The 19034-nt window shown below is 42.1% G+C and carries 21 protein-coding genes; 1 reads left to right on the top strand and 20 read right to left on the bottom strand.

The window, feature by feature from the left end; all coding sequences use genetic code 11:
* Nucleotides 1–165 precede the first annotated feature (165 nt).
* The 11 genes from dinG to ACQYAD_RS09975 all read right to left on the bottom strand — a co-directional run bounded on the left by dinG (nt 166) and on the right by ACQYAD_RS09975 (nt 11059).
* The gene (dinG, locus tag ACQYAD_RS10025) at nt 166–2970 is read right to left on the bottom strand and encodes an ATP-dependent DNA helicase DinG (protein WP_430237795.1); all 2805 of its coding nucleotides are present in this window, start codon (nt 2968–2970) and stop codon (nt 166–168) included.
* A gap of 122 nt (nt 2971–3092) precedes the next feature.
* Nucleotides 3093–3476 (bottom strand): aspartate 1-decarboxylase, encoded by a 384-nt coding sequence (panD, locus tag ACQYAD_RS10020; protein WP_430237792.1) that lies wholly within the window; start codon nt 3474–3476, stop codon nt 3093–3095.
* A 36-nt stretch (nt 3477–3512) separates the two neighbouring features.
* A complete protein-coding gene (gene panC / locus ACQYAD_RS10015; RefSeq protein ID WP_430237791.1) occupies nt 3513–4358 on the bottom strand; it encodes a pantoate--beta-alanine ligase in 846 nt (281 codons plus the stop codon).
* On the bottom strand, nt 4355–5191 hold the full coding sequence (gene panB / locus ACQYAD_RS10010) for a 3-methyl-2-oxobutanoate hydroxymethyltransferase (protein ID WP_430237788.1): 837 nt from the start codon (nt 5189–5191) through the stop codon (nt 4355–4357). Before panB ends, panC begins: the two co-directional genes overlap by 4 nt.
* A 269-nt stretch (nt 5192–5460) precedes the next feature.
* Nucleotides 5461–6438, bottom strand: a complete 978-nt coding sequence (locus tag ACQYAD_RS10005; RefSeq protein WP_430237786.1) for a biotin--[acetyl-CoA-carboxylase] ligase — start codon at nt 6436–6438, stop codon at nt 5461–5463.
* Nucleotides 6423–7667, bottom strand: coding sequence for a CCA tRNA nucleotidyltransferase (locus ACQYAD_RS10000; protein ID WP_430237784.1), 1245 nt, complete (start codon nt 7665–7667; stop codon nt 6423–6425). Before ACQYAD_RS10000 ends, ACQYAD_RS10005 begins: the two co-directional genes overlap by 16 nt.
* Entirely contained in the window at nt 7618–8763 is a 1146-nt protein-coding gene (gene bshA / locus ACQYAD_RS09995; protein WP_430237781.1) for an N-acetyl-alpha-D-glucosaminyl L-malate synthase BshA, read from the bottom strand. Before bshA ends, ACQYAD_RS10000 begins: the two co-directional genes overlap by 50 nt.
* Nucleotides 8760–9476, bottom strand: a complete 717-nt coding sequence (gene bshB1 / locus ACQYAD_RS09990; protein WP_430238774.1) for a bacillithiol biosynthesis deacetylase BshB1 — start codon at nt 9474–9476, stop codon at nt 8760–8762. Before bshB1 ends, bshA begins: the two co-directional genes overlap by 4 nt.
* A complete protein-coding gene (gene mgsA, locus ACQYAD_RS09985) occupies nt 9457–9888 on the bottom strand; it encodes a methylglyoxal synthase (RefSeq protein WP_430237779.1) in 432 nt (143 codons plus the stop codon). Before mgsA ends, bshB1 begins: the two co-directional genes overlap by 20 nt.
* 12 nt (nt 9889–9900) lie before the next feature.
* Entirely contained in the window at nt 9901–10701 is an 801-nt protein-coding gene (dapB, locus tag ACQYAD_RS09980) for a 4-hydroxy-tetrahydrodipicolinate reductase (protein WP_430237777.1), read from the bottom strand.
* Nucleotides 10702–10723: 22 nt separating this feature from the next.
* A complete protein-coding gene (locus ACQYAD_RS09975; protein ID WP_430237776.1) occupies nt 10724–11059 on the bottom strand; it encodes a nucleotide pyrophosphohydrolase in 336 nt (111 codons plus the stop codon).
* A gap of 168 nt (nt 11060–11227) precedes the next feature.
* On the opposite strand from ACQYAD_RS09975, the gene ACQYAD_RS09970 reads away from it, so the two are divergent.
* Complete coding sequence (locus ACQYAD_RS09970) at nt 11228–12100, top strand: YitT family protein (protein WP_430237775.1); 873 nt, start codon at nt 11228–11230, stop codon at nt 12098–12100.
* 44 nt (nt 12101–12144) lie between these two features.
* Here the strand turns inward: ACQYAD_RS09970 and ACQYAD_RS09965 are convergent, their stop codons facing one another.
* From ACQYAD_RS09965 to ACQYAD_RS09925, 9 genes are all read right to left on the bottom strand, one after another.
* On the bottom strand, nt 12145–12825 hold the full coding sequence (locus ACQYAD_RS09965) for a zinc metallopeptidase (protein WP_430237772.1): 681 nt from the start codon (nt 12823–12825) through the stop codon (nt 12145–12147).
* Between the two features lie 59 nt (nt 12826–12884).
* Nucleotides 12885–13679, bottom strand: a complete 795-nt coding sequence (gene ypjB, locus ACQYAD_RS09960) for a sporulation protein YpjB (protein WP_430237770.1) — start codon at nt 13677–13679, stop codon at nt 12885–12887.
* 76 nt (nt 13680–13755) lie between these two features.
* The gene (locus tag ACQYAD_RS09955; RefSeq protein ID WP_430237769.1) at nt 13756–14349 is read right to left on the bottom strand and encodes a DUF1405 domain-containing protein; all 594 of its coding nucleotides are present in this window, start codon (nt 14347–14349) and stop codon (nt 13756–13758) included.
* Nucleotides 14350–14444: 95 nt separating this feature from the next.
* Nucleotides 14445–15218, bottom strand: coding sequence for a c-type cytochrome (locus tag ACQYAD_RS09950; protein WP_430237768.1), 774 nt, complete (start codon nt 15216–15218; stop codon nt 14445–14447).
* A 57-nt stretch (nt 15219–15275) separates the two neighbouring features.
* The gene (gene qcrB, locus ACQYAD_RS09945) at nt 15276–15950 is read right to left on the bottom strand and encodes a menaquinol-cytochrome c reductase cytochrome b subunit (RefSeq protein WP_430237767.1); all 675 of its coding nucleotides are present in this window, start codon (nt 15948–15950) and stop codon (nt 15276–15278) included.
* Nucleotides 15951–15953: 3 nt separating this feature from the next.
* Nucleotides 15954–16457: a ubiquinol-cytochrome c reductase iron-sulfur subunit gene (locus ACQYAD_RS09940; RefSeq protein WP_430237766.1), complete on the bottom strand. Its 504-nt coding sequence runs from the start codon at nt 16455–16457 to the stop codon at nt 15954–15956.
* Between the two features lie 134 nt (nt 16458–16591).
* Nucleotides 16592–17056 carry a YpiF family protein gene (locus ACQYAD_RS09935; protein ID WP_430237765.1) on the bottom strand — a complete coding sequence of 155 codons (465 nt, stop codon included), beginning with the start codon at nt 17054–17056 and terminating at the stop codon, nt 16592–16594.
* Nucleotides 17057–17187: 131 nt separating this feature from the next.
* The gene (locus tag ACQYAD_RS09930) at nt 17188–17736 is read right to left on the bottom strand and encodes a ReoY family proteolytic degradation factor (RefSeq protein WP_430237764.1); all 549 of its coding nucleotides are present in this window, start codon (nt 17734–17736) and stop codon (nt 17188–17190) included.
* A 32-nt stretch (nt 17737–17768) separates the two neighbouring features.
* Nucleotides 17769–19034 carry a tetratricopeptide repeat protein gene (locus tag ACQYAD_RS09925; RefSeq protein ID WP_430237763.1) on the bottom strand — a complete coding sequence of 422 codons (1266 nt, stop codon included), beginning with the start codon at nt 19032–19034 and terminating at the stop codon, nt 17769–17771.

The raw sequence follows: 19034 nt of genomic DNA, 5'->3' as shown, positions 1-19034 counted from the left end.
TTTTCTCATCTTTATTGAACCGATCATTGATCCGAACAGCCACTACAGAAGAATTCTACTCAATCATTATAACAGCTGCAAATAAATTAGCCAGCAAAACAAAAAGAATTCAGTAAACTTTTTATGTCTTTTTGCGCTCTATTTAATTATTTCCATTTAAATGAGCTAACTAAGCCATAAGTGGATGTTTTTTACGAGCTCTCCGATCGGTGCCTCCTTTACTTCAATCTCTGGTATGGACTGTAGAAACACTTGTCCATACTTCGTTGTGATAATCCGCCGGTCAAATACAAAGATAATCCCCCGGTCAGTTTCTGTACGAATCAACCGCCCAAACCCTTGTTTAAATCGAAGGATAGCCTCTGGTAAAGAATAATCCATAAACGGATTTCCTCCACGCTGTTTAACATATTCACATTTCGCCTCAGTATACGGCTCATTTGGTGGACTAAATGGGAGGCGGACAATAATGAGGCAGGTTAAATCTTCACCGGGAATATCAATCCCTTCCCAAAAACTGTTTGTCCCAAGTAAGATTGCTTTATCATATTTTTGAAAATTCCTTGTCAACCTTGAGCGGCTTCCGCCGGTTATTCCTTGGGCAACCAGGACAAAATCCTCTAAAAACCCGCTTTCCTTAATTAACTCGTATGTTTTTTTCAGCATTTCGTGCGATGTAAAGAGAAGAAGCATTCTTCCTTTTGTCGCCTCAGCGATGGTAATAATCTGTTCGGTAATCGCGATGACGTACTCATCAATGGATACCGCTTTTATGTCAGGCAAGTCTTCTGGTATGTAAAGCTGCACTTGTTGCTTGTAAGGAAAAGGAGAGGGAATGGCTGAAACGTTCGTTTTCTCCCTTTTTAATCCTAATACTTCCAAAATATAGGAAAATGATTGATTGACTGTCAAGGTTGCTGATGTGAGCACAATGCTATTCTTTGCCTCGAAAAATTTATTTTGCAAATATTCAGCAACAGAAGCTGGTTGTGCATAGAGACTCGTTGTATTTTGCGGCGCCCGAAAATCAACCTCTATCCAAAGAACCATGTCGGATTCAGTTAACATGAGACGATGGATTGCTTGTGATAATTTTCCTATTTCCTCCAAAAAAGCAGTTAGTTCTTGAAAGAGAAGATCTTGCGTTGTTGCCATCTGCTTTTCTTTCTCGGCTAATTGGACTCTTTCCGTTAACATAGCAGCTAAATCTTTGAGCATGAAGGCAAACCGTTCCCCACTGTTCATGATGGCAGCAGTCTTTTTATCGTGCCGATTGCGGTAAAATCTCACTTTTACTTTTGTTCCACTTTGGTTATTCCCCTTGTTTTTTTGAACATAGGAAGCAAGAAGTTTGAAAAATTCATCCATTTCATACTGTAAATCAGTCATTAACTGGGTAACTTCAAACGTTTGGGAAATTAATTTTTTGCTCACATTCAGCGGCTCGATAGCCCGTTCAAGCTTATAAAATAACTGGCCTTGTTCATACTGACCCAGCTGGGACAAAAGAAGGCGGACAGACATATAATCAAGCGATTCGCCTACTAACGTTGCCGCAGCTTTTTCTAAATGGTGGCCTTCATCAATAACCGCATAGGAAAACGGCGGCAAAATACCTTTTCTTTCCGTAGCATCCCTTAAAAGCAAGGAGTGATTGGTAATAATGAGGTTTGCATGATTAGCATATTTTCGTGCCCTTTCATAAAAATCCCTTCCCGCCCAGCTCTCGGATCCTCTAAGTTTGGAATCATCTTTTTTAACCTTGTCCCAAAAAATTTCTCCGCCACTGGGTAAATTGAGTTCATCTTTATCACCCGTTTCTGTTTCAGTCAGCCAAATGAGAATTTGCATTTTGGTCAGCACAGAATCATAGTTATCTTGGGGATCCAATAAGGATCGGCTGAATTTTTCAAGATCAAGATAATGATTTCGGCCTTTTAGCAAAGCAACTCTAATTTTGTGTGGAATGGATGAAGCTAGTATAGGCACTTCTTTCCGGATTAATTGTTCTTGCAGCTGTGTTGTATGGGTGCTAATGACAACACGCTGATTTCTATGAATGGAAAAAAATGCAGCCGGGAGTAAATAGCCCAGCGATTTCCCGATCCCAGTTCCCGCTTCGATCAGCAAATGGCAGTTTGATTGAAAAGCACTGTACACCTCATCCATCATCTGAAACTGTCCAGACCTCTTTTCAAACCCGGCAAACGTTTTTTCGAAAAGCGCCAATTTTTCTTCAACTCTCGATGGATATTCCAGGACGTTTTCGCTGTTTTCTGCCATTATGTCGAGAGAAGGTAATTTTTTTAAAATTAGGTGATGCACTGCTTCTAATGAAGCGGGAAGTTCTTCAATCGTCTTTTCTTTTTCACGCAGGAAGGACTCCAGCAATAGATCAAGATCGCTTTTTAACCCGCCTGACAGCTTGGCAAGCTGGGTCAAGGTTTTCCGGGGAATTTGAAAAAACCGGTCAAGCATGAGCTGTAAAAGCAAAGCGGTCACTTCTGCATCACTATCTGCCTGGTGCGGGCGTTCATGCACTATGTTTGCCATTTCTGCCAAATCGCCCAATTTGTACCCGTCTGCAGTTGGGTACAGAATTCGCGCCATCTCGACTGTATCCAACACAGGTCCATAAAAACCAGCAAATCCCGCTTGGATCAGTTCTTCTTGCAGAAACGACAAGTCAAATAGCACATTGTGGGCAACAAAATAAGCTTCATCCAGCATTTGAACCACTTTCGGCGCAATTTCTGCAAATTCTGGAGCTTCTTGAACCATTTCATTGTTTATTCCGGTCAATTCCTCTATAAACGGCGGAATCGGATGGTATGGATTTACCAAAGTAGAAAATTTATCAGTTATTTTTCCGTTTTCGACGATAACTGCGGCAAATTGAATAATCCGGTCACCTTTTTTTGGCTGGTTGCCAGTCGTCTCTAAATCGATTACCACAAATTTATTAAACATGAGCGTAACAACACCTTTAAAACTTTCTTAACATAAACGTATCATAAAAACCAACAAAGAAAAAGACGACCCTGAGATGAAAAATGAGAAAACAAATAAGAAAAATCCCCGATTACGGGGATTTAGAGAATGGTATGGGCTGGTTCTGCGTGTAGGAGTTCTTTGATTCGATTGTGTTCATCCATTATAGCTACTTTTGGTTTGTGGTCAGCTACTTTTTCCTCTGGAACGAGAACATACGAAATAATAATGACGATATCTCCTTCTTGCACTAGCCGAGCGGCTGCACCGTTTAAACAAATAACCCCGCTGCCTCTTTTACCTGGAATAATGTAGGTTTCTAGCCGAGCTCCGTTATTGTTGTTCACAATTGCTACTTTCTCATTTGCGGTCATTCCGACAGCATCGAGCAGATCTTCGTCGATTGTTATACTTCCTACATAGTTTAAATTGGCCTCTGTCACCCGAGCACGGTGAATTTTGCCATTCATCATGGTGCGAAACATTTTTTACCTCCTATTTTCCTTGATCGTTTTCAATGATCAAATGGTTAAGATGATATTATCGATGAGACGAACATTGGCAAATTTAACAGCGAGGGCAATGATGATTGTGCCAGCCAATTGATCAAGCGGTGTTAATTCAGGATAAATATAGATTTCAACATAATCGATCACCGCGTCCGTTTCTGCTTCAATCATGCGGCAAATTGTCTTCCTTATCACCTTAGGATCGCGTTCCCCTCGCTCGATTTGCTCTTTCGCCGTTTGCAAGGATTTAAACAGAACCGGTGCTTGTTTTCGTTCGTTTGGAAGCAAATTCACATTTCGCGAACTCTTGGCCAAGCCGTCCTTTTCCCGGACGATATCCACCGGAACAAGCTGAATTGGAATATTGAAATCAGCAATTAAACCTTCGACAACCGCCACCTGCTGTGCATCTTTTTTCCCAAAATAAGCGCGGGTGGGCATGGTGATATTGAATAATTTTACTAACACGGTTGCAACTCCGTCAAAATGACCGGGTCTTGATTTTCCACACAACACGCCTGTACGCTGATGAACGGTAAGTTTTACAGAAGTTGAACTTGGGTAGATCTCCTCAACAGAAGGATAAAAAAGGTAATCCACATTCTCCCCTTCCGCCAGAGACTGATCACGCTCAAAGTCTCTTGGATAGGTCGAAAAATCCTCATTTGGTCCAAATTGGATCGGATTTACAAATATGCTTAACACAACTAGGTCGTTCTCTTCCCTTGCTTGGCGAAGCAATCTTAAATGCCCTTCATGCAAAAAACCCATTGTCGGTACAAAGCCAACCGTCTTCCCGCTGGCTTTCTCTCGGGCGACCAATGCCTGCATTTCTTTAATTGTTGTTACAACCTTCATTTTTTTCCTCCGTATAAACCTTGCAGTTCTTGTTCTTTCATTGTGAACGTATGTTGTTCCTCAGGAAATTGATTCTGTTTAACTTCTTGTACATACGACTGAATTGATTCTATTGCCAATGGTTCAAGCGAATGGTATTTTTTTACAAATTTTGGCACCCGATCAACGCCGTAACCAAGTACATCATGATACACAAGCACTTGACCATCCACATCTTTTCCCGCGCCAATTCCAATTACAGGAATCGATAGGGCTCTTGCGATTTCCGCTCCAAGCTGCTTTGGAATGCACTCAAGAACAAGTGCAAACGCACCTGCCTGTTCGCAATTTTTTGCATCCTCCATTAATTTTTTTGCAGAATCTAATTCTTTACCTTGAACTTTATAGCCTCCGAGCACACCGACAGACTGCGGCGTCAGACCTAAATGGGAACAAACGGGAATCCCCGCTTTTGTCAATGCGGCAATTTTTTCAATGACTTCATCGGCACCCTCTACTTTTACAGCATGGGCACCTGTTTCCTGAATCAATCGCCCCGCATTAAAAAGCGTATCGTTTATCGACAAGTGATACGTTAAAAAGGGCATATCAACTACAATAAACGTGTCCTTTGCCCCTCGTTTTACCGCTTTGGCATGATGAACCATGTCCTCAATTGTTACCGGTATCGTCGAATCATAGCCTAGAACGACCATTCCGAGTGAATCGCCGACCAAAATCATATCGACGCCACCTTGTTCTGCCTGTTTCGCAGATGGATAATCATATGCCGTCAGCATGACAATTTTTTCGTTCCGCTGTTTCATTTGCAAAAAATCCGTTGTTTTCCTCATTCTTTTCCCTCCCTTATTTTCGGAAGAGGAGATAAAACGCTCACCCTTTTGCAGCAATTAAAAAAGACCCTTCTGCAAAAGGCAGAGAGGATCTTCGTTACCCAAAGTCGATGTGCTTTATCCCTCTGTCCCGGTCCGTCCAAACGGATCTAGGCAGAAACCTTTTCATTTTCTAAGACGAGTCATTCAGGTGCAGTTCGATAAGATACCGCCCAATTGCATTATAGCAGAAACGCAAGAAAATTTACTACTATGAATTCATTCCAATCTTAGATTTCTATGTCGGCAGAATAAATAGAATGGATTTTTCCGTTCTCATCCTCCACCTGCAAGACGCCATCATCCGTTATTCCAAGCGCCTTTCCTTTAATTGTCGCCGTTAATGTGTGAGCAGTGATCTCCCGGCCAATACTGCGGACATAGCTTTCCCAGAGAAGCTTGACTGGATAGAAGCCTTCAGCCAAATAAAGCTCGTACATTTTTTCAAAATGAGAGAAAATGCTGCGAATTAGGTCTGAGCGGGAAATTTTCTTACCTGTTTCAATCGCTAGGGAGCTTGCCGTATTTTGAAGGTCTATAGGAAAATCAGTTATTTGCTGATTTACATTGATCCCTATACCGATGATAATCGAGTGGATGCGGTCTGCTTCGGCTTGAAGCTCTGTTAAAATTCCGGTGACTTTCTTGCCGTTAACCAAAATATCATTTGGCCATTTAATTTCCGGAGAAACGCCCGCCATTTCTTCCATCGCTTGAACGATTGCAACCGCCGCTAGCAGCGTTAATTGCGGGGCTTTTATCAATGGTATATTCGGCCTTAAAATCAGACTCATCCAGATGCCAGTGAATTTTGGCGAATACCATTTACGCTCCATTCTTCCCCGCCCCGATAATTGTTCTTCAGCAATGACAACCGTTCCTGTCTTAGCACCTTCATTTGCCAGCCGGTGTGCAATTTTTTGGGTTGAATCTACTTGATCTTCGTAATACAGGTTGTGCCCAATGTATTTCGTTGTTAACCCGAAACGAATTTCATCCGGCTTTATATTATCAGGTGTTTTAATAATCCGGTACCCTTTTCTTCGTACCGCTTCTAGTTCAAAACCGTCTTTGCGGAGTTCTTCAATATGTTTCCATACAGCTGTTCTGGAACAGCCGATCAGTTCAGCAATCGATTGCCCTGACAGAAACGAATCGCCAGCTTTTGTGAAGGCATCAAGCAGTTCTTTCCTTAGTTCTGATTGCACTTCAGCAGCCACTCCTTTATTGCCTGTTTTTCATTCTTTAATTCATTCTCAATAATTTTAAGCTCGATTTGTTCAATTAACTTTCTAACCCATGGTCCGCCCGGTTTTTTCAGCCAATCAATTAAATTCTGGCCTGTAACATTCAACTGTGAACGTTCTTTGATTGGCAATTGCAAATACCGGGCTAAAATTTGTGTTAGAACTGCATCATCTTGAACACCGGAAATCACTTGAAAAAGTTTTTCAGTTGATTCAATTTTATTTCGCCCGGCGCAATATAAATCATAGGAAGTCCAATCATGCTTCAGCCTGATTTTCAAAAATGCCAAGATCGAGTTAATCTCCTTGATTTGTTTTACAGGCAGCTTCCATTTGCGCAGAAAATCATCGGTTTCTTTAGCGGTGTTATATTCGGCCAAATGGATTAATAACGCCCACATTTCGTTCAGATTGAGTGTCTCACAGCGGAAGTGAAGAAGTTTTTCAAACACTGCTCTCTGCTGTTGAAGTCCTGGTAAAAATCGGTATAGATTGGTTTCCAATAATACTTTTACCGATTCGCGTCTTGAACTTCCCGTCAATAGCTTGGCAAACTCCGCTTGTTTCCGCTCAACAGCTATCTTCTCTAGCAAATATCCATGTTCCGCTACAGCCTGTAAAGTCTTAGCTTCTACCGAAAAAGAAAGCTGACTGACAAAACGAACCGCTCTCATCATTCTTAGAGCATCCTCTTGAAAACGTTCCTTCGCCTTGCCAACCGTTTCAATCCGCTTTTGCTTAATAGCAATTTGCCCGTTAAAAGGGTCAATCAGTTTTCCGTGGCGATCCATGGCGATCGCGTTCATCGTAAAATCACGGCGCTTTAGATCCTTTATTAAGGATCGGATAAAGATTACTTGCTTCGGTTTTCGGTAATCTACATATTCCGCTTCTGCCCGAAAGGTGGTGATCTCATAGCCGATACCATTTGCAAGGACAAGTATTGTTCCATGCTCGATGCCCACATCAACCGTTTTCGGAAAAATCCGCTTCATCTCTAGAGGTGTTGCCGAAGTAGCAATATCAACATCGTTAATCGGCTTCCCTAAAAGAAAATCGCGGACAGATCCCCCTACAAAATACGCCTCGAACCCTGCATTCTCCAATTTTTCAAGCAGCGGCACCGCCGATACAAACGGCTCAAGCATTGGTTTCACCTTGATCCAGAAGCGTGGAATAAATATCTTCATATTGTGCCACAATCGCTTCTGCTTTAAATTTTTGCTTCACTGTCTCAAGGGCTTGCTGCGAAACTTTTTGATGAAAATCCTCGTCTTGTAAAAGATGGATCGCTTTTTGAGCAATATCCTGAATATCGCCAAGTTGACTGATATACCCATTTACACCATCTGTAATGACTTCGGGGATTCCGCCGACATTTGTGCCGATACACGGAACACCGCAAGCCATCGCTTCAAGAAGCACGAGTCCAAAGCTTTCCTTCTCAGACAACAGCAGCATTAAATCGCTGATGGAGTACAATTCTTCAAGATTTTCCTGCTTTCCTAAAAACAATACTTTATCTGTTATTCCAAGTGTTTTGACAAGTTTGGCTACTGTTGTTACTTCCGGCCCGTCACCGACTAACAATAGCTTTGCTGGCATGGCTTTTACAATTTCTGCAAATGCTTTTACAACATCCGGAACCCGTTTAACCGTCCGGAAATTCGACACATGAATGATAACTTTTTCGTCAGCAGCAATCGAAAATTCTTCCTTTAAGTGGGCAGCATCACTTTTTTGATATACGCGTTCATCGATAAAATTATAGACCGTTTGAATCGGTTTGTCCGGGTTAATCAAGTCGTATGTCTGCTCAATTAAGGCGTTTGACACAGCGGTCACAATATCTGATTTCTCAATGCCAAACTTAATTGCATCCGAAAGCGATGGGTCATAGCCAAGCACGGTGATATCGGTTCCATGCAGGGTTGTAACAATTTTTATATCATGATCTGCCATCTGTTTGGCCAAAATCGCACACACGGCATGGGGAATTGCATAATGGACATGGAGCAGATCCAATTTTTCGCGGTTTACTACTTCTGCCATTTTACTGGCCAGAGCAATATCGTATGGAGGGTATTGAAAAACAGAATATTGATTCACCTCCACCTGATGGTATGAGATATTGTGGTACATCCTTTTTAGACGAAAAGGAAGGCTTGATGATATAAAATGAATTTCATGGCCTTTTTCAGCGAGCATTTTTCCAAGCTCTGTTGCAACAACCCCCGAGCCGCCAACCGTAGGGTAGCACGTGATGCCAATCTTTAATTTTTTCATGATGACTCTCCTAACAAATCCCGATCAAGAAGAAGCGGCTTGTCGGTTTTAAACCCTTCTGCAAACTCAACGCCAACCTGCTGCCCAAACATTTTTTCCCGCGCTTCAATTGTTTCGATATATCCGTTGACAAGTGGTGTATCAACCGTTCCCTCCGTTTTGACAAACTGGCTTTTGTAGGCGTTGAGGGCCTTCTTTTTGGTCTCCATGTACATCGAGATATCAATTGTAAAATCGGGATGATGAAATCCATTAATCATGTAAAAATAAACATTTTGAACGCGATGGGAAGCTTCCCCCCGCTCCGTTTGAAATTTCCGGATTCCTGCAGAGAAAACAGCTTCTGCAACAAGACGGGCGCAATTGCCATGATCCGGATGACGATCGGTAAAATACGGAGCAAAGACAAGCTTTGGACGAAACATGCGGATTACCCCGGCAATTGTCCGAATATAATCTTTGTTCAGCAGCAACCCGCGATCGGGCATGCCGAGGGAAATGCGTTCAGCCACTCCAAGAATTTGGCCCGCGTCACGAGCTTCGATTTTTCTTGATTCGACTGTTCCGTTCGATGACAAATCAGCATCGGTTAAATCGCAAATGGCGATTTTTTTCCCTAAAGCTGCATATTTTGCGATCGTTCCGCCCATACCAATCTCGACATCATCAGCATGGGCGCCAAATGCAAGAATATCAAACGATTTTGTTTCCATTTTCATCACCACTGTTTCTTTTCGCAATATTTCGCCACTCGAGCATGCCTTGTTCCAGCCCCCGAATTAATAGTTCCGCTGAGCCCATATTGGTGGCAAGCGGTATTGAATAAACGTCGCAAAGGCGAACAAGTGCGGTAACGTCAGGCTCATGCGGCTGGGCAGTTAACGGATCACGGAAAAAGAAAACAGCGTCCATTTGATTTTTCGCGATCATTGCTCCAATTTCCTGATCTCCTCCGAGCGGTCCTGATTGAAAACGATGAACATTCAGCCCTGTTGCTTCACTAATTCTCAGACCCGTTGTTCCGGTGGCATACAATGTATGATTTGAAAAAGTCGCCTGATAGGCAGTAACGAATTGAACAAGATCATCCTTTTTTTTATCATGTGCGATTAGTGCAATGTTCATGGCAAAAACCCCTTATTCTAAAATATTTTCTAGCCCATAAACAAACGAATCAAGTTTCATGACCGTTTCAACCGCAATTTTTACGCCAGACATAAACGAGCCGCGATGGTAAGAATCGTGGCGGATTGTCAGTGTTTGTCCATCTGAGCCGAACAATACTTGCTGATGGGCGATCAATCCAGGCAGACGGACAGAATGGATGTGCATCCCTTCAAGATCGGCTCCTCTTGCCCCTCTAAGGGTTTCCTTTTCATTTGGGTGACCTTGAACCTTTCGCTCGCGGACTTCGGCAATCATTTCTGCTGTTTTTACAGCTGTACCGGATGGTGCATCCAGTTTTTGATCATGGTGCAATTCAATAATTTCAACATCTTGAAAATATTTTGCGGCCATTTGTGAAAATTTCATCATTAGAACTGCACCAATCGCAAAATTCGGAGCAATGATACAGCCTAGCTCTTTTTCCCGGCAAATATTCTCTAATTCTTTTAAGTCTTCTTTCGAAAACCCGGTTGTCCCCACAACAGGACGGACATTATAGGAAAGCGCCGTTTTCGCATGGTACATTCCCACTTCAGGGGTAGTTAAATCAACAAGAACATCCGCATTTGACTCTTGAAGGCATTTGGCCAAATCGGTGTAAATAGGAACATTGACTTGGGAAAATCCATCAAGTTCACTAAGCAACAAGCCGTCGTATTTATGGTCAACCACAGCAGCAAGTTCAAACTGATCTGTTGCCTGCACAAGTTTTACAGCCTCTCGTCCCATTCGTCCACGGGGACCGGCAATAGCGATTCGAATTGTATTCATCTTTGTCTTCTCCTTTTATTCCTTATTCCGCATCCTTTTTCGTCCAGCGATTCTGATCACGTGTCTTGAACTTTTCCATCACAATGTCGTGTGCTTGCTGAAGGTCAATCTTTAATGAATTCGCAAAACAAATCAGGACAAAAAGCAGGTCGCCAAGCTCCTCTTCTATCGATTTTTCGACTTCATCCGTTTTTTTTGGTTTTTCTCCATAATAATGATTGACTTCCCGTGCCAATTCGCCGAGTTCTTCTGTCATTCTCGCAAGCATGGCGAGCGGGCTAAAATAGCCCTCCTTGAATTGACTTATGTATGTATCAACTTCCATCTGCAAGTCTTTTACCGTTTTTTCTGTTGCCATTTCCTCACCTCTTTAAATCCAGCTACATTTCTCATGTTAGCTAAATTAGTCCGGTTTTACAAATGTTTTTCCCTATGCTATGTTTTATTTCTGCCGAGATTGCCCCTGGCCGGTTAATTGGTTATAATTAAACCGCTTTACCGAGACTTTTGGACAAGGAGAATCGCTATGTTGTTTCATTTAAAACTCAAAAATATCTTCTTCATTTTAATTGGTGCGGCGATCATGTCATTCGGACTAGTTAATTTCAATATGCAAAACAAATTGGCCGAAGGCGGCTTTACCGGCATCACGCTTTTATTCTACTTTTTGTTTCATTGGGATCCTTCCTACACAAATCTGCTATTAAACATTCCCCTCTTCTTTATCGGCTGGAAGCTATTGGGTCGAAACACGTTTTTTTACACACTTATAGGCACCTTTAGTGTCTCCTTGTTTTTGTGGATCTTTCAACGCAACACAATCAATATGCCTTTAACGAATGACTTAACACTTGCCGCTCTGTTTGCGGGAGGCTTCACAGGAATTGGCTTGGGAATCATTTTTCGATATGGCGGGACAACAGGCGGCGTTGACATTATTGCCCGGTTGGTACATAAATATGTTGGCTGGAGTATGGGGAAGACGATGTTTCTTTTTGATGCGTGTGTTATCACGCTTTCACTTCTTGCTTACCTCAATTACAAGCAGGCAATGTATACCCTTGTTGCTGTGCTCGTTGGCGCAAGAGTGGTTGATTTCATGCAGGAAGGTGCGTATACTGCAAGGGGTGCAATGATTATTTCGGAACAAAATGAAGCGATTGCTGACAAAATCATGCTCGAAATGGATCGCGGGGTTACCATTCTTAAAGGTTTTGGTTCGTACACGAAAAACGAGCGGGATGTGCTGTATTGTGTTGTCGCCAAAAATGAAATCGTCCGGTTGAAAAATTTAATCACTTCGATTGATCCGCATGCATTTGTCTCGATTACGATTGTCCATGACGTTCACGGCGAAGGTTTTACCCTAGATGAAAACAAAAAGCCGATTGAAAGCTAAAAAGCGGGCACCCGACATAGGGCGTCCGCTTTTCTTAGCAATTTTTAATCATCACTCCGGCTCATGCCAGTATAAATAAGCACAAGCCGCAGCAATTCCAACACGGCGACTGCTGCGGCTGCAACATATGTCAACGCCGCTGCATCCAGCACTCTTTTTGTTTCAGGTTTTTCGCTGCCATGAATCAAGCCAAGCGAAACAACTTGCTGCATGGCACGATTGGATGCATTAAATTCCACAGGAAGGGTTACGACTTGAAACAAAACAGCCGCTGCCATAAAAATAATACCTAAAAGCAGCATACCGCTCATTTGCGCAAAAATACCAATCATGATCAAAACCCATGAAAAGTTGGAACCAATATTGGCCACAGGTACAAGCGCATGACGAAAGCGCAAAAAAGCATACTCCCGGGCGTCTTGGATCGCATGTCCGCATTCATGGGCAGCGACCGCTGCAGCTGCAATGGAATGACCATGATAAATTTCCGGGGATAAACGAACCGTCTTTGATCTTGGATCATAATGGTCGCTTAAAAACCCTCTTCCTTCTTCAATGCTGACATGGTATAAACCATTCGCATTTAAAATCTCCCTCGCCACCTCGGCACCGCGAAGCTGCCTGGAAGAAGGTACTCGGGAATATTTTGCGAATGCCGATTTAACCCTGGCTTGTGCCCATAGTGGAATTAAAATGATAATCGCAAAATAAATAAGATAAGACATTTGAGAACCTCCTTTTTAAGCCTTTCTTGCTAACATTGTATTCATGGTGTTCATTCATGTCAATATTTAGACTCTCGTGAGCGGTTCTTTTTCGCAATAGGATCGCCTTGATATTTTCTAAATCCGACATATGATAAGGTCATAATAATTATGCTGCCAGTTGAAATAATAACCCACCATATGGACGGTTCTGTTTGATCATCGTCGACTTGTTCAAATATGCGTTTCAAATCTGTTTCTATACTAGCCAATTCCTGTGATTTTTTCTTGTTTCCAATGATCTGCAACCGATAATCATCCACAAAATTGATACGCGTGTCCAACTGTTGGATCGTTTCTGCCGGCACATCGATTTTCATACTTGGATAAATCATGTTATACAATGACAAAAACGAATTAAAATGACTGTTGAATTCAGCCGTTTGATTTTGACTGGCATCATTCTGTACTTGATGAAAAGTCGTTAAAATCTGTTCCTCCAGCCCGGTCCATAATGGCCGTTTGCTCGTTGCCAGCGCATCAATCACAAGCCTGAACTTCGTTAATTTATTTATTCTTTCCTCGTATTTCATGTTCGGGTTAACAGTAGCCTCAACAGCTTCATTCCGAGAAACATTTACAATTCGCAGTTGATCCAATGTAAGGGGTCGTTCTCTACTAGCTAGTTTTGGAAATTGATCTGTAAAATAATCAAGCAATTTCTTTGCGTCATCATAACGCTTCGATTTCACCATTTGCAGTGCTTCGTCCGAAATATTGTCGAGTTTTTCGATTGGCGTTTGCTGTGCAGCCAGGGTCATTGTTGGACCGAAAAGCATAATCACAACAACGATGAGTAGCCATTTTCCTTTCACTCTTGTCCCCCCTTTCATTCTATTAAAATGTATGAAGGGATGGACAAGGTTAGACCATGATTATCAAACAACTTTCTTATTTTAGCGAAAGCTTGAAACGGCTGGAACGGACAGCCAAATAGTACGCTATTCCAATCGAGAAAACAGAGAGCCAAAAAGTAAAATAGCCAATTTGTGGTGTAAACTTATCCAGCATGCTATAGCGTGGCATCATAAAAAATACGTAATCAATCACATCATTGTGAAGCGTCCAAACTGCAGCAATGACAAGATGCCATAATTTCATCCGGTAAAAAGGGGCATACAAGATTCCTTGCACGGCCATCGCAAAATGGGAAAAAATCAGCATATAACCGGCAAAATCCAATTGTCCTTGAACAAAGTAAACAAGAATGTTCATGACCACTGCCCATATCCCGTATTTAAACAAGGTGACAAGGGCCAACGCTTCCCATATCGGCCAGTTTTTTTTCAATAAAAATCCAAGCAGAACAAGAACAAAAAACAAACTGGCGGTAGGGCTGTCCGGAACAAATGGCAGAAAAATCGGCGGCGTTTCAGCAAGCTGCCAGCCGTACCAATAATAACCGTAAATCGTTCCGGCGATATTAACAACCAATAATAGCTTTAAAAAAGTTCGGTTGGCCAAAAAAGTGTAAATCATTCCCACTAAAATACCTCATTTCCATCATCGTTATAAATGTATCATAACAGATTTTTAAAAGAAAAAAAGACTGACGAAACTTCGTCAGCCTTTTTTATTGTTTATTTTTTGTTGAGTCCTTCGATGAAGGTTGTGAGTTTTTTCAATTGTTCGTCATTTCCTTTGAAAATTCCAGCCGGCATTTTTCCTTTACCATTTTTGGCGATTTTAGCGATTTCTTCCGCCTTAAGGCCAGTATTAATTAGCGTAGGTGCTCCTGCTCCCCCTTGAAGGTTTTCCCCGTGGCAATTGATACAACCTTGATTCTTAAAGACTTGATAACCTTCATCTGCTTTATTGATATTTACCTTGGCAACGATCTTGCCTTGTTCTTCGGCTTTTTTCCAGTCATGGGTGGCAACGGCCTGCCAGGTTAAAAATACCATTGCTACAAGGGCCAACAGCATCGATCCAGTTGCAACAGGGCGCTTTATTGGCCGGCGTTCCGGTCCGCGATCGATAAACGGAGCAAGCAGCAATCCACCAAAAGCAATTCCAGGGATAACCATTGCGCCGACAACCGTGTATGGACCTGAAGCATATGAATATTTCAGCAATTGGTACAAGAACAAAAAATACCAGTCCGGCAGCGGAATATAGCCTGTATCAGTCGGATCCGCTATCCTCTCGAGCGGAGCCGGATTTGCAACAGTTAAACTTAAAAACCCGACAAGGAAAACCGCTCCTACCATCCATTCTTTTAAAAGGAAGTTTGGCCAGAATGCTTCCGTTTTGCCAGGGTATTCCGAGTAATCTTTTGGAATGTTCGGCTTTCGTTCCGATGGTGCCAGCACGCGCGAATCACCGACGAATTTCATGCCTTTGCCGCGATGCATCGATCAATCCCCCTCCTTCATAGAAAACTAACCTGCGCATATTTTAAACATGCATGTTTAAAGGGGGCCTGATATCCCCTGTTTGCGTATCATTAAGAAATGGGCACCCATTAAACCGAGCAATGCCCCAGGCAGGAAAAAGACATGGATGGCAAAGAACCGGGTCAATGTCTGAGCACCGACAATGTGTTCGTTACCAGCAAGCAAAATCTTAATATAGGATCCTATCAACGGTGTTGCTTCTGCAATTTGCAAACCGACTTTCGTTGCAAAAAGCGCTTTCATGTCCCACGGTAATAAATAGCCAGTGAAGCCTAACCCCATCATAACGAAGAAAATTAAAACGCCCACAATCCAGTTTAGTTCACGAGGCTTTTTATACGCACCTTGAAAAAATACGCGCAATGTATGTAAAAACATCATAACCAGGACAAGGCTTGCACCCCAGTGATGCATTCCGCGGACAATCTGGCCGAAGGCTACTTCATTTTGCAGATAATACACAGATTCCCAGGCATTTTTAATGTCTGGTACGTAGTACATTGTGAGGAACATTCCTGAAAGAATTTGGATAACCGTTACAAAGAATGTCAGACCGCCGAAGCAGTATACAAACGCGGAGAAGTGATGCGCAGGATTGACATGTTCAGGCACTTCATGGTCGGCGATATCGCGCCACAGCGGCGTAATATCCAAACGTTCATCTACCCAATCGTAAATTTTGTTTAACAATTATTACGCCTCCTTCCGTGGTTGTGCTTTTCCTAAATACAAGTATCCATCCTTTTCTTTGTATGGATATACATCAAGCGGAGCCGGCGGCGGTGTCCCGGGTACATTTGTACCGTCTTTCGTGTACCTGCCAAAGTGGCATGGGCAAAAGAATTGATTTGGATGAGCTTTATCTGTGTTCCAGTTGACCGTACAGCCCAAATGCTTGCAAATTGGCGAAAGTGCGACAATTTTATCTTTCTCTTTGTATACCCAGGCGGTATTGGTAACCTCTGACACATACCAGGCGTCTTTCTGTTTAAATGTGAAGTCGACACGAACAGGTTCGTCCGTCAATTCTGAAACTTTTTGCTTTGTTGCGGTGAAATCCCCACTTGAATCCGCCTTCAAAACAGGATCTACAGCAAAGCGAACCATTGGCATTAACATCCCCGCTGCCATGAAACCGCCTACACCTGTTAGCGTATAGCTTAAAAATTGGCGTCTTGAAACTCGTTGGTTACTCATACCTATCCCCCCTCTGTACCGATAATAAGTCCATATTGGACCTTTACAAAACACAGATTAAACTAGGACATAATCATGATATATCAATATTTCAACTAGGTCAATACAATAAAACAGAATAGTGTAAATATTCCCTATTCTTTTTCATGCCATTTTTTGATAAAAAAATTGACAAGCTGGTTCGCCTGATTTTCTACTATTGTCCATTTTTGAGAATGATTGAACTGATCAATCGGCAATGCCGGCACCCAAAGAAGTGTCCCTTTCAGATGCTGTTCTATCATTTTCCATCCGCTGTCAGACGTCAAATAATAAATATGGGGAATCGCATTCTCTTTTATGTTCATCGCCCATTTTTCTAAGGATAAAGCTGCTGTTTTTATCCCATCCACCTGCAAATAGGTAAACGGCGGAGCCAGTAAAACCCGGCCGGCAAACTGCTTTTCAAGCAATGTTGAAAGCAGTGTTATAAATTCTGATTGTGATGCACTCTCCTTTATTTCTTCCCCAAAGGAAACCGGCAGGAGGGGAATCACCACGGTATCAATAAAGGCTTTCTCTTTTATGTAAATTTCTATATCTTTTGCCGCCCATTTCATCTTCATCCCTCCATGAAAAATTGATGTGGAAGAGCGATTTTTGCTAGTAACAAAGTGGAAGCTTGCTGATGCAAGCTTCCACTTTATCTCCCATTAATGGACAGTAAAACCCCGCTGATTGAAGTTTCACTTTATTGCGGATTAGCGATCTGATTCAGTTGATCTGTTAACCTTTTAAACGCTTCTTCATCATGGCGGTCCAGCGCTTCGTCGATAAGGGCTAGAAGTTTTTCATGCTGAAAACGTTCAATGCTGTATTGCAAAATCTGCTCAGCCAGCAAGCCATCCTTTTCGTTTATCTGCAAGTGTTTTGGCATAAAAGGATTTTCCTCAAGAACCGCAGCATATTGCGGTACTTGGTTCGAAGCATGGAAGTTCAGTTGAATAAAGATATCTTCGTCCCGATTTAGGCGAATATCATGAAACGATTTTTCTGCATCGGTTGTCATCACATTTTCCTTATAGAATCGAAACGGTACTTTATCTACACAATGGGTAGACATGATCAGCCCTCTTGGACAATACTGCGCCTGTTCAACAAAATGAACCTTTTCCATTAATTGATCGTGACTCATCAAATAATTTAAAATCCACACGCACTCACGGCGCTTTAACTGATAATGATTTAAAAACCAGCGAATAAAGTCCTTCTTCTCGTTGACAGAAACAGGGGTTGCCATATTCGATTCCCTCCTCTGCATCCTTTTCTTGGCTAATATTCCATGTCAGTCAATCTTGCAAGTACATCTAAATACTCTTCATTTGTTGGATCTTTTTTGACTAACTGCTTAAAAATTTCGCCAGCGCGCTCTGTTTTTCCTTCTTCGATAAGAAAATAACCGTAATCTGTCAAAAATCCTTCATTATTCTTAAGATAAGTATATGCCAGCTCATATTTGTCTAATGCATTTCGATAATCTTCAAGCCTTTGCAAGGCGACAGCCTCATCCCAAATCAACTGGGGTTCTTCCTCTTCTTGAATTTCGAGCGCCCTGATTAAGTCTACCACCATTTCATACTTTTCTTGGTGAAGAAACAGCTTATTTAATGCTAAGGCAGCCTCAATAAAGCCTGGATCCAGTGCCAGTGCACCACGAAAGAGCTCTTCCGCCTCTTGTTCCTTGCCTAATTTAACAGCAATACGACCGCCAAAATGATATAATTCTTTATTAAATTCATCTTGATTGATCCCTAGCATTATGGTTTCAAAGCTTTTTTCCAGCTCCTCTTCCCGTTCATATGCTTGGGCGAGCGGCAAGTAAAGAGAATGATACTCTGGATCCAGTTCTTTTAAAGCGAGAAATTTTTCGATTGCGGCACGATAATATTCCCCTTGAAGAGCTGTAAATGCATACCCAAACAATGTATCGATCTCCAATTTTTCATCCAAAGCTTTTTCATAGTAAGGCAATGCCTCTTCAAACGCTCCGGAAGTACTGAGTAAATCAGCCAGGCGGTGATAAATGTTGACACCATTTACTTCTGTTTTCTCTTTTAAAACGCTTTCATAAGCAAGTATTGCCTTTGTAATCTCTCCTTGTTCACTGTAGAGCTCCCCTAAGGCAAAATCAATCACAATTTCATCTGGAAGGATTTCCTTTGCCTGTAAAAGTTTTTGTTCACTGACTTCAAATAGTCCTTGAAATTGGTATAAGTCTGCCAGCAGCAAGAGCGCCTCTGGAAAAACCGAATCGGTTTCCGGTATACGCTCAAGCATTAAGATTGCCTCTTCCTCATCCCCTGCCTCGATGAAAATTTCACCCAGAAGGACTAGCAATTCTCCCTCCTCCGGATACAATTCCAATAAGTTTTCAAACAAAGCCTTTGCTTCATCCAAAAATCCTAACTGAAACAGTTCTTCTCCAAGAAGGAATTTCTCATCCGGCATGCCGTATTTTAATACTTCATTATATTCATTTAATGCTTCCTTATGTTGACCGTTTTCAAGTAATGCGATTATTTTTTTCATCTGTTCCAT

The sequence above is a fragment of the Neobacillus sp. SM06 genome (assembly GCF_050496765.1).
In the GTDB taxonomy this organism is placed as follows: Bacteria; Bacillota; Bacilli; order Bacillales; family Cytobacillaceae; genus JAEVLT01.
The sequence above is the reverse complement of the archived record's forward strand: the minus strand, read 5'-3'. Positions and strand labels throughout refer to the sequence as shown.